Origin of the sequence: Acidisarcina polymorpha, assembly GCF_003330725.1 — a bacterium.
GTDB lineage: Bacteria > Acidobacteriota > Terriglobia > Terriglobales > Acidobacteriaceae > Acidisarcina > Acidisarcina polymorpha.
In genome coordinates this window covers 1,788,539-1,800,966 of record NZ_CP030840.1, presented here as the reverse complement: position 1 = coordinate 1,800,966, position 12,428 = coordinate 1,788,539, and the positions used below count along the sequence as shown (strand labels likewise).

Here is a 12,428-nt window from a genome sequence, read left to right as displayed (position 1 = left end):
TTCAAGGGATCGAAGGGCTCGTCCAGCCGCCGGCTTGGAATCATTCCATTCGCAATGCACGCATCGGTTCTAACCCAGCGGCCCGGCGCGCCGGCACCAATGCGGCGACGAAGGCGGCGGCCGCGAGGACGATGATGGTGACGCACAGGATCAGCGGGTCGTAAGACTTCACTCCGAACAATTGGCTGGCCATGATGCGGCCGCCGAAGATGGTCACCGGGATGCCAATGACCAGTCCGATGCCGACTTGCAGGAAAGCGCTTCGCAGAACAAGGCGCAGGACATTCATCCGGTCGGCGCCGAGCGCCATGCGGATGCCGATCTCACTGGTGCGCCGCTCGACTGAGTAAGCGGTGACGCCATAGAGCCCGATCGACGCGAGTACCAGAGCCAGAATGCCGAAGAAGGATGTCAGCTTGGCGATCATCACTTGCTGGGTGAAGTTGCCTTTCACTTGTTCGGCAAAAGTATTGAAGTCGATCAAGGCAAGATCGGGGTTCACCTGCGCGAGTGCCCGTCGAACCTGGGCTTCAAGGTTTGGCACCGGGCCGGCCGTTTGTATGGCGATGGCGTTAAGGTATTGCGATCGATCCTCAAACTGCTGATATCGCGGTTCGGAGCTGTGGACGCTTTGACCTTGCGCGAGGAAGTACATCGGACGCATTTTGCTGGTCGGCCCCTGATAACGAGTATCCTCGGTGACTCCAACGATCTCGAACCAGCCTGGGTTCTTGATGTCATTACTAAAATGCTTTCCGATCGCGTGACCGTCTTTGAAATACTTCTGTTCAAAGAACCGGTTGACGACGGCGATGTTTCGCGTGGTCGCGGTGTCCTGCTCATTGTTCGCACGGCCCTCAACGATCTTGGTGCCAATCGTCTCGAAGTAATGGGGACTGACGCGCACCCAGGATGCGCCATGGTCGGGAGTGCCGGGTGGGGGCGGGGCTTCGCCGTCGATGTAGACTCCTTCGCCCCAGTTATCGCCTTCCATGGGGGTGTACAGAGAGAAGCTGACCTGCTTGACCCCGACAATGGCGCTGAGATTGCCATTCAACTGACGGTAAAGCGCTTCGAGTTGGCTGGGTTTATAACCCGCCATCTGCGGATCGATATGCAGGATGTAGCGATTAGCAGTGTCGAAGCCGAAATTCTGATGCTGGAGGTTGCTGAGACTGCGAGTGAGCAGGCCGGCGGCGCAGAGCAGCACAAGAGAAAGCGCGGCCTGGATGACGACCAGGGACTTTTGTCCCCAGCCACCGTCGCGGCCGGTCGAGCGGTTAGCGCCACGCAAGGCTTCTACTGGATTGGCTTTGGCGGTGATCCAGGCGGGTGCGACTCCAAAGAGAACTCCGGTCAGAATGGCGACTCCAAGCGCAAAAGCCAGGACCGGAAGCGAAGGCGATGCCTGGATCGGCACGTAGTCGTTGCGGAAGGCCAGGCGAAGGATAATTTTCGTGCCCGCAAATGCCAATGCGATGCCCGCGGTCCCGCCCAGTACCGCGAGAACGATGCTCTCTGTCAGGGCCTGGCGAACCAGCCGGAATCGGGGCGCGCCCAAAGCCGAGCGGACCGAGGTCTGCTGTTGACGGGTAGTTGCGCGGACCAACATCAGGTTTGCGAGGTTGGCGCAAGCGATCAGCAGAACAAAAGCAGAGACCCACATGAGCAGATGCAGGCCGTCCTTATACTCGTCGCGCATCATCTGCACACCATTGCCGCCGTGGGAGAAGTGCAAGGTTTGTTTGGCAACCAAAGGCTTGTCGCGATCTTCCACCTTGCTCAAGGGACTAAGCAGGAACTGCTTCAACTGAACCTGCATCTGCGCTTCCATGGAACTGGTGTTGGCGCCGGTTTTGATGCGCCCGATCAGGTCCAGCCAGTCCAGTGAGGCGTCCTCAAGAATGCTGCTCGTGGGGGCAACCAGCGGCTCGACATTCAGCGGCAGGAAGAATCCCGGAGGATTGCTTTGCACACGATCCCCAAAGAACCCGGGAGGGGTAATGCCGACGATGGTGAATGGCTGCCCATTGATGACGAAACCGGCACCGACCACCGAGGGATCCTTGCCGAACTTCTCCTGCCAGGTGCGAAAGCTCATCATTGCGGCCGGCGGCGCACCTTTGGTGTCGTCGTTCATGGTCAAGGTGCGGCCGATATATGGACCGATGCCAAAGGTGGAAAAGTAATTGCCGGAGACGTATTCGCTCTTGAACGACTCGGCGGGTTTGTTGCTGCCGTTGCGCCGTACCCCGATGAGCGTCTGTCCTGATTGAAACCCCGCCAGCGTGGCAAAGCCGGAGTTATTGTCACGAAACTGCTTATATTGTTCGTAGGAAAAGAGCGTCCAATTGTCTTGCATGCCTCCGTTGACGCAGCAGTTTTCTTCGTTGCCGACCCGGTATAGCTCATCGGGGTTGACAACAGGCAACGATTTCAACAACACCGCATGGACAAGAGTAAAGATGGCGGTGGTGGCGCCAATGCCGAGCGCCAGCGTAAGGATCGCGGTGATGGTAAAGCCTGGCGCCTTCGCGAACTGGCGCAACGCGTATCGAACGTCATCCAAAACCTGCATCGCTTCTCCTAAGAATGAAATCTCCTGCCTCGCTGGGCCTCACAGCCTACCGCCGATCCGGCGAGAAATCCGCACCAGTAGGATAGTCGGACAGACCAACGGCTACGCGATCAAGATCGCCTTCCCGTAGAAATTGCCTGGGCTACGCGTCTCTGCCGACCAGAAGTCGACAATCGACCAGCGTTGCTCCAGCAGGCCGTTCCCTTCCTTCGCTTGGTTCCAGAGGACGACGCTCTCCGGGTCGAGGAGAAAGCGTTCGACCTCGTGGCACAAGGACGCGCCGGAGGGTTGTTTCTGTTGATCCCCGGCCTGAAGATCCCCGGCCTGAAGATCCAATGCCTGAATAAACGATCGCAGACGGCGATGACGACCAACCAACTCGGGATTGTCAGGATCGGTTTCGCGATATACATGGACGATCATGCCGTCCTGGTCGAGCATCTCCAGTGTCTGTGCCGCCGCCGCGGCGAGGTCGTGGGCGCGGCTCTCCCGCAGCAACTCGTGATACCACCCGAAGCACATGCAGATGTAAACCAAACGCACTCTCCCGTCCCTTCGAGCCTAGATACGAGAGTGAGGGCCGTCTGGTTCCGCGTCTTTCCTTTCCCGCTTTCGGGAGTTCTTGAAAGAAGATCCGACCGAATTGGCCGTACTCCGCGGTTCGAGGGGTGACCCTGGCGAACCGCGAGAGCAGCGCAGGACCACCGAGTTGACTGAGCATCTCCGAGCAGCCGGGCACGTGAAAGTTTGCGAAAAAAGCTTTCTCGCAGGATCCGAACAGGCCAGCGGCCTCCCACAGGCGAGCGACACGCCGGGACTCTCGTTCTGAAGTAGATGCTGTCCCAGGCATTTGTGGCGCCTGTCTCAACTCATTGAGACCATGACCGAAGTAACGATAAGACCCCTAACTTATCTGGACGAATAACTCGCTATGAGTGTATCTTCAGGTTAACCTACTAAGTCGACCAATGGTTGCGCTTGCAGTTATACACATAACTCGTCATTTCCCTATCCCGCCCAGATAACATCAACCAATAAATATATTCTTAGTTGTCATCACCTTAGATTGATGACTTACAGATATTCCTGTTGATGCGGTACAACTTGCAAGCTTGCTTGTACATCTCTACAAACATCACGTAAGTCATCAGCAATATTGATGGATTACGCAGATAGTCGTCGCGCGGCAAAGTCCAGTCGCGTTGTCTGATCGATAACTCGCCCTGGAGCATACATATCATGATCGTCTTGCGGCCGGACCTTCTGCGCGCTGGTGAATCCTCGTCTTCATTGAATGGCAACCTGCAGGCCTCTAATGTTTCCTTCCGGCTGTGGGCGTCGGGCTTGACATTAGGAGCAATCATGGCGCTTCCAGGGAATGCGCAGGTCAATGTTCTGACCGCTCACAACGACATTGCGCGCACCGGACAAAACGTGATGGAGACTACGCTTACCCCGGCAAACGTAAACTCCAGCCAATTTGGAAGGTTGTTTAGCCAGACGGTAGCCGGCCCCTTGCAGGCGCAACCACTCTATGTCGCCAATGTGGCGATTCCGAACATGGGCACCCACAATGTCGTCTATGCGGCGGCTGCGACCGGCACGGTATACGCCTTCGACGCCGACAGCAATGGGGGCGTGGATGCGAACCCATTGTGGAAGACATCCCTGCCCGGCGTCGTTCATGGAAAGTCTATCTTCCATTCCATCCTGGGTACGCCGGTGATTGATCTTTCGACCAGCACTATGTATGTCGCATGTGTGGCAACTGAGAGTGGGTCGCCGGTGTTCCGGCTACATGCCCTGGACATCCGCACCGGGGCCGAAAAGTTTGGCGCACCGGTGCAGATACAAGGTTCGCTACCCGGCACCGGCAGCGGCAGTACTGGCGGGGTGTTGCCGTTCGACCCGACCGTCGAGATTCAGCGACCGGCGTTGCTGCTGCTGAACGGGGTGGTGTACATCGCCTTCGGTTCGCTCAGCGATCAAGGGGCTTACCACGGCTGGATCTTTTCCTATAGCGCTTCGAGCCTGGAACGGTTAGGCATCTACTGCACCTCCCCGAATGGGAGCGAAGGTGGCATCTGGATGGGAGGCGCAGGACTGGCGGCCGAGGTCAATGATCCGAACAAGCCCTTTGGCAGGATGTTTGTCTCGATTGGCAATGGCGCATACTCGGCAACCCCGCCTTATACGAATTCAATGAGTTATGGAATGAGCATCCTGGACCTGGACCTCAACGGCGGTACGATGACGGTCAAGGATGAGTTTACGCCTTACAATGAGGCAAAGCTCGACTCTCAGGATGGAGATTTAGGTTCTGGAGGAGCGGTCTTGCTTCCGGCGCAGTCACTGAAGTCGGGTGGAACACTTGAACCACTGCTCCAGATAGGTAAGGTCGGGATCATTGGTATCTTCGACCGAAACAACCTAGGTGGATTCAGTGGCGCGGGAGATCAGGCTGTCCAGGAGGTACAGACTGCATCAACCGGAGCCAGTGGTTGGGGCGCCGGAGTCTGGGGTGCTCCGGCTTACTGGAACGGTAACATTTATATAGGGGGAACCAAACCGGGAGGGAGTAATAGCTTAGCGGCCTACTCGTTTGCGAAGGGACAATTGTCTTCTGCGGCCACTAGCAACTCAGCGGAGGAGTTTGCCTATCCGGCTCCAACTCCCTCGGTCTCCTCGAATGGCAGCGCTAACGGCATTGTGTGGGCGCTGAAGACCGATGCCTATGTTAGTAAAGGACCGGAGATACTGCTGGCCTTTGATGCAGAAAACCTCGCCAATCTACTCTACTCAAGTAGTACAAATCAAAGCCGTGACAACCCGGGCGCTGGAGTTACTTACGTTGCGCCGACGGTCGCCAATGGGAAGGTCTATGTAGGAGCTGCTTCCCAGCTCAGCGTCTATGGTTTACTCAGCGACGTTCAAGTAGCTGCTGCCCCCGTTATTACGCCATCTACCGAAAGCTTCACGGGTTCTTTGCCGGTGACGATCAGCGAGTCGATCAGCGGAGCGAAGATCTACTATACGACCGACGGAAGTAGGCCGACGGTAGCTTCAAAGTTGTATCAAGGGCCAATCACGATTACTTCTACACAAACCATCACCGCTCTGGCGAGCGCCAACGGTTTTCTCCAGAGCCCGGCCAGCGAGGCGACTTATACGGAAAGCGCTGACACCAATCCTCCGCAGTTTTCGCTAGCCGGAGGAAGTTATTCGGGTGCACAACAAGTTATCATAACCGACAGCTCGCCGGGCTCTTCGATCTATTACACCTTAGATGGGTCGCAACCTACGACCGCTTCTGCTCTGTACCGCCAACCGATCACCGTTTCAGTATCAGAGACGGTTACGGCCATCGCGACCGCACCTGGCCTCGCTCAAAGCCCAGTGACAAGCGCGATTTACACGATTGGTCCAGCTTATACCTTTAACTATCCCCAGGGTTTTGCGCAAGCCGGTGCGACGGTGCAGTTTAACGGGAGCACCGGGTTAGACGATTTCCGGCTGCAATTGACGAACGGGGGAAAGAATGAGACAGGCAGCGCTTTCTACGCGACCCCGGTGAACGTCCAATCATTCACTACCGATTTCGTCTTTCAATTATCGAATCCGGCCGGCGACGGAATTACCTTTACCATTCAGAATGCCGGTCCGACGGCCCTTGGCGGAGCACAGAGTGGGCTGGGATACGTCTCCATCCAACACAGCATCGCTATTAAGTTCGACTTAGTGAACCAGGCCAATGAGGGACCGAACGGAACTGGTTTATTCATCCGTGGCAATACCCCCAGGGCAGCGGAGATCGACATGACGGGCAGCGGCGTCGACTTGCACTCCGGCGATGCTATGGGAGTGCAGCTGACTTATGACGGCGTCACCCTGAAGATGACGATTACCGACCAGCTTACCGGCGCCTCATGGCAGCATGCATTCCCGGTTGACATCCCTGCGATGGTGGGGGGAGCGACCGCCTATGTAGGGTTCACCGGCAGCACTGGCGGCAATACAGCGAGTCAGAAGATCAACTCCTGGAGCTATATTGCTGGATCGCCGTCGGGATCCAGCTAGATTCTGGAGGGAGCCTGAGTGCGGTTGATCGGTTGATCGATTGATCAGTTGATCTTGCCGCACTCGCCTGCTGTCTTATCGGCAGTAATATCGCAGGCTCATCAAGTCTGCTATTCTGTCTGTGCGCCGAGTTGGGCGCTGGAGCTGGAGAATCCGATCTGCGTGGCCCTCGAAATGGGTGTCGCGTATGATGGCTAGTCTCCCGAAAGAGGTACGTCAGATGAGCGAACATGAGGTTCTAGCTTTTAGATGCGAACTTTGAGACGTGGAAGAAGGAACGCGGTCGCGGGTTGAATGTCGAGCCTTTTCTTTACTACGCCGTCGAGCACATCACCAAACGATACAACCTCACCGATGAGCAAGTTCAATACGGCATCACAGACGATCCGAACGATGGGGGAATTGATGCAATCTACTGCTTGGCTGGTAAATCCAACGTTCTCATTAAGGACGACGCTATAACCTCGTTGACCGGCACTGACTCAATTAGGATCATGGTGTTTCAATCTAAGTCGTCAAAGAGCGACACCGGATTTAAGCCAGATGACATCGACAAGTTCGCTCATTTTGTCGATGACCTGCTTTATATGACCGGCCATCATGACAAGAAGCTATCTCTCAAGTATCATGCACATCTTGTATCAATTACCGAAACATTCAAGAGGGCGTATCTGGAGGCGGCGGGTAACTTTCCTTCGCTGCATTTGGATTTTTATTACATCACTCGCGGAGACGGTGATGCTCTCAATGTTGCAGGCGATGAAGCGAAGCGAAGGCTCATGGAGACAATCAAAAAGCATCGCGGTACTGACAGTTCGGGCGACACTTATGATCTAAAAACAATCGACTCTTGCTCGCTGTTGGGTTATGTGCGTAACCGTCGCCAACGAAAGAGGACGCTGACGTGGGCTGGTCAGCCCATTCCGATTAATGACGGCTATTTGGGTATAGTCAACCTTCAACACTACTATTCCTTTCTCAAGGATGAAGGTGGGTATTTGGATGAGCTTATATTCGAGTCGAACGTTAGAGGGAATCAAGGGAAAACATCTGTCAACAAACAGATGAGAGCCGCTTTAGATGATGGCGGGCCGCCGGATTTTTGGCAACTTAACAATGGGGTCACATTGACTTGCACCAAAATCACACCCATCGATGCCTACAATCAGTCGATTGAGGATGCACAAGTCGTTAACGGATTGCAGACTTCGCGCCAGATTTTCGGGCATTTTTCCGAAGGTAAGCCCTCTCCAAATGAAAAAAGGACAGTTGTTGTTAAGTTGATTCGGGTTTCTGATGATGCTATTCGCGACAAGATCATTCGGGCCACAAATAACCAGAACCCCATCAAGCCTTCGGCATTGGTGTTGACCGGAGTAATTCATAGGGACATCGAAGATCTGTTCAAAGCTCAGGGGTTTTTCTATGATCGCAGGCCGGGATTTTACAAGGATCAAGGAAAGCCAATTTCGCAAATAGTGTCGCTGAACGAAGTGGCGCAAGCGGCTATTGCCATCCTTTTGCATCGCCCGGATGATGCGAGAGGTAGGCCCGGAAACTACATAGGTGGTGACTCAAAGAAAACCGGAGATAAGCACAAGCTCTTGTTCAAGCCGAGGTCTAAGTCTAAATTTCTGGAGCTAAAGTCCTATTTGAAATGTGTACTAATCGTTCGGCGGGTCACTGACTTTCTTAAGTCGGTTTCAGGGATCGATCCAGGTGAGAGGAGAAACATCCTTTTTCACATGTCCTACCATCTCGTTTGCTGCATCGTTGGTAATACCAGCCCCACAGAGAAAGAGGTGTTTTCTATTGTTTCATCGGACATAACGCAGGAGCGCCTGGACCACTCATATAACACCGTTCTGACGATCTACAAGGCGCTCTGTCAAAAAGAGGAAAACGTTGATGCTGTTGCAAAGGGGCCAGATTATCTGGCTGACATTCGGAAAACGATACAGGGGCCACCTCCGCCGCTAGTCGCCGCAGGGCTATTGGTTAGCGAGGCTGCACATCCAAAGATGAAAATCAAGGATATCCTGAATACGGCGGAGTTCAAATGGTGAACAGAGAATTCGAGGCATTTAGCAAACTTGCCACTCAAGTTCTGTCGATATCCCGAGAAGAGATGCTGCGCCGTGAAGCGGACTACCGCGCTCAGGTAGATGCCAACCCAAACCGTCGCGGCCCAAAACGCGGGTCAAAGCGGAAGATCAGACCTTCTTCCGCTTTCCCCGTCCCTGACGAAACGCCTCTCGCTTAGAAAGCGGCTTCCGGTTTTTTCAACTCCTTCCCGGTCAACTCCGCATACGTGAGACGCTTGCCCACGATCTGCGAGACAGCGATAGTAAAGCGGTCTGCGTTATTCAAGGGGTTTTCCTTCGTGGCGCGATTGTTGAACCGGAAGACTTGCTCTCCGATGTAGCGGTCAAGGTGAAACGGCTCTACAGCGACATACGTTCCACGCAAACCGCGCTTCAAGAGACTCCAGAAATTCTCAATTCCTTGAGTGTGAATCTCGCCGTTGACGTACTCTTCGACGTGGTTGACCGTGCCATGGATGTACGCACGGGCCGCAAGGTTGTCATAGCCAACGGCGCTATCGGTGTAGACCGTCGAAGCCTTTTCAATCTGCTCAAGGATGGCATTCTGTAGTGTCTCGCGGCGCACGTCGGGAACCACGCTGGCGCGAACTTGGCGTGACTCGCGATCAAGCATTCCCATCACGGGAGTCTTAGGACGTGCCGACAATGCCTTGTAGCGGGCCTGCCGCTTGTCAGCATGCATCTTCTGAGGATTGGGGCCGATGAACGTCTCGTCCACTTCCACGGGGCCATTGCCGCCCATCTTACTCTCAGGCACATCGCCAAGCGCAAGCCGAATCCGGTGGAGCATGAACCATGCCGTCTTTTGCGTAACGCCAAGATCACGGTGGACTTCCCATGAGGACACACCGTTCTTGCAGTTCGCTACGAGCCACATTGCCACAAGCCACTTATCCAGCGAGATCGCGGAGTCCTCAAAGATCGTTCCGACCTTGATAGAGAACTGGCACTTTTCATGTCGGGTCTTGCACTGCCATACGCGACGCGATGGAACGTAGGCCACGCGGTCAGACCCGCACCGTGGGCACAACACAACTCCATCCGGCCAGCGCCGAGCAACCAAGAACTTAATGCAGTTATCGGGGTCTGCGAAGTGGATGATCGCTTGCTGAAGAGTTGTAGGTTCCTTGCTCATGTGACTAATCTACAGACTTATGTCTGATGAGTCAAGGATATTATTGCTGTCTTATCTGGTGACGGTGCCGGCCGGCGGCATCGGATGCTTCTCAGGTTTACCGTTTCGAACGCGGCGTTTCTTGACCGGAGGAGCGGAAGTGGGAGGCTTCTCTTTCTGCCCTTGACTTCGTGTGGTTGAGAGTCCCTCCTCTGAGTCGACGATGGCACGGACCCAGTAGTCGCCGTTGGCATCAATTTCAATGCCGTGGACCTCGCGCTCGAAGCCGGGAAAGCGCTTGCCGAACTCCTGGAGAGCCAGGATCAATTTAATGGTGGGGCTATCCGCACTGCCCAGACGCTCGCCTGGCATTCTAACCGGAATTCCAGGCGGGTAGGGGACCAGCATGACCCCGGTGACGCGGCCGGCGGCCTCGGAAAACTTCACCTTCTCGGTCCCGTTGCGCAGCAATTTCTGATAGGTGTCTGCAGGAGTGAGGACGGGATCGGGATCGACGTCGCAGGCTTCGTGCAAAAGGCTGGTGAGATTCAGCTCGATCATGGCTGCATGCATTTCGTCGCTGAGATCTCTCAAGGTCAGGGGGGCGTAGCGTTTCGGGTGCTTCGCGACGAGTTCGGGCAGGGCCTCTTCGAGCGGGGCTTCCGTGTCATAAAGGCGCTTGAACTCAAAGAGATTTTCGAGCAGGCTTCCCCATTTCCCCTTGCTGGTGCCGATTGAGAAGAGCACCAGGACGGTGTAGTCGCCGGTGCGGGCAATCTCGACGCGCCGGGCATCGAGAAATTCGGTGAGGATCGCCGCAGGGATCCCCGAAGGGTCGAGCTTACCCTGCGGGCCAATGCCCGGGGTTAGGATCGTGACCTTCGTAGGATCCAGCATGCAGTAGTTGTCGCGGACATCATCCTCGCCGAAGCCGTGCCACTCCTCGCCGGGCTTCAATGTCCAGCAGGTGGAAGATTCAGAGAGCAGAGAGTCGGGGGCATCTTCGAAGAGATAGGTTTCGCCGTCTTCGGGATCGGTGACCTGTTCGGGCTGGAAGAGCTTAAAGAACCAGCCGTCTTCCGCCTGACGAAGCCGGTGCGCAATCGATGACATCGCTTTTCTGAAATTGATCGCGTCTTCGATGGTGTCGCTCATCAAGGTGGGGCCGGCGGGCTCATCCATCATGGCGGCAGCAACGTCGAGCGAGGCGATCATGGGATAGAAGGGCGAGGTCGTTCCGTGCATCATGAACGACTCGTTGAACTGGTCATATTCAAGGGGAGCGCGGTCGCTGAGCTTGATGTGGATCATCGAGGCCATGGAAAACGCCGCCAACATCTTGTGGGTCGATTGCACTGCAAAGAGTGTTGGACGGTCAGGCATGGAGTCGGGGACATCCATGGCGAAGCGGCCGCGATAGATGGGGTGGAACTTCGCGTAGGCATACCAGGCTTCGTCGAAGTGAATTCGCGGGACGCTTTTGGCGAGCTCGGTCACGACCCGATCAACGTCATAGCACAAGCCGTCATAAGTCGAGTTCGTCACTGCGGCGTAAGTCGGCTGTTGCGACATGGCTCCTGTTGAGAAAGGACTTTTCTCGATCAGTCCGCGAATGGATTCTGGACTGAAGCGATGCGGAGGCACCAGGCCGATCATCCCGTAGCCATTGCGGGTCGGCTTGAAATAGACGGGCCGCGCGCCGGTGATGGTGAGGGCGTAGCAGATCGACTTATGGCAATTGGAGTCGGCGAGGACGATGTCGTCCTTGCCGATGACTCCATGGCCGACGATCTGGTTCGACGTGGACGACCCTCCGAGCACATAGAAGGTCCAGTCGGCGCCAAAGATGCGCGCCGCATTGCGCTCCGATTCGCCGGGAGGGCCGATGTGGTCGAGCCACGAACCGAGCGGCGCGGTCGAGATACCCAGGTCTGAGCGCATCAGGTTTTCGCCGAAGAAGCGGTGAAACTCCATGCCTACAGGATGCTTGAGGAAGGCGACGCCGCCCATGTGCCCCGGCGCGTCCCAGGAGTAGGCGCCCTGGTCGGTATATTTCTTGAGCTCGCGGAAATAAGGTGGAAGCAGCCGCTCGTGATAGCGCTCAACGGCGAAATCGACCCGATTGGCAATGAAGGCGGGAGTATCGCCGAAGAGGTGGATGTATTCGTGGACTTCTTTAACGACCTCGAGCGGCAGTTCGTCGACTAGGGTGCGGTCGGCGATGAGGAAGATTGGAATCTTCTTGTTGCGGCGGCGAACGGCGCGGATGATCTTGAGCGCGGCGCGTTCGTCGAACTGGTGGTCTTCAGGAAGGTCCCAATCGAGCAGGATCGCCGAATGCGACGGATCGCTCTTGACCAGGGATAGCCCATCATCAGGGGTCGAGGTGCGAACCACCTCATAACCTTCTTTACTAATGGCGTCGACCAGACGCTCCATGGCGCGGTCGGAAACAGAATCGGTATTGCCGGCGTCGCTGGCGATGAGCAGGACCCAACGCCCTTCAGTTATGTCCATCTATATTTCATTCTCTTTCTTCCATATTACAGGGGGA

General features: G+C 55.6%; 6 protein-coding genes. 2 read left to right on the top strand and 4 right to left on the bottom strand.

Annotated features, from left to right (window positions below):
- Positions 1-40 precede the first annotated feature (40 nt).
- Positions 41-2,578, bottom strand: a complete 2,538-nt coding sequence (locus ACPOL_RS07835; protein ID WP_114206558.1) for an ABC transporter permease — start codon at positions 2,576-2,578, stop codon at positions 41-43.
- A 102-nt stretch (positions 2,579-2,680) separates the two neighbouring features.
- A complete protein-coding gene (locus ACPOL_RS07830; protein WP_150132935.1) occupies positions 2,681-3,115 on the bottom strand; it encodes a hypothetical protein in 435 nt (144 codons plus the stop codon).
- Between the two features lie 702 nt (positions 3,116-3,817).
- Between ACPOL_RS07830 and ACPOL_RS07815 the strand changes: the two genes are divergently transcribed.
- On the top strand, positions 3,818-6,655 hold the full coding sequence (locus ACPOL_RS07815) for a chitobiase/beta-hexosaminidase C-terminal domain-containing protein (protein WP_114206554.1): 2,838 nt from the start codon (positions 3,818-3,820) through the stop codon (positions 6,653-6,655).
- Between the two features lie 290 nt (positions 6,656-6,945).
- The gene (locus ACPOL_RS07810) at positions 6,946-8,721 is read left to right on the top strand and encodes an AIPR family protein (protein WP_114206553.1); all 1,776 of its coding nucleotides are present in this window, start codon (positions 6,946-6,948) and stop codon (positions 8,719-8,721) included.
- 193 nt (positions 8,722-8,914) lie between these two features.
- On the opposite strand, the gene ACPOL_RS07800 is transcribed toward ACPOL_RS07810, so the two are convergent.
- Positions 8,915-9,895, bottom strand: a complete 981-nt coding sequence (locus ACPOL_RS07800; protein WP_114206551.1) for an IS1595 family transposase — start codon at positions 9,893-9,895, stop codon at positions 8,915-8,917.
- A 51-nt stretch (positions 9,896-9,946) separates the two neighbouring features.
- Positions 9,947-12,391 (bottom strand): Orn/Lys/Arg family decarboxylase, encoded by a 2,445-nt coding sequence (locus tag ACPOL_RS07795; RefSeq protein ID WP_236657314.1) that lies wholly within the window; start codon positions 12,389-12,391, stop codon positions 9,947-9,949.
- Between the last annotated feature and the right edge of the window lie 37 nt (positions 12,392-12,428).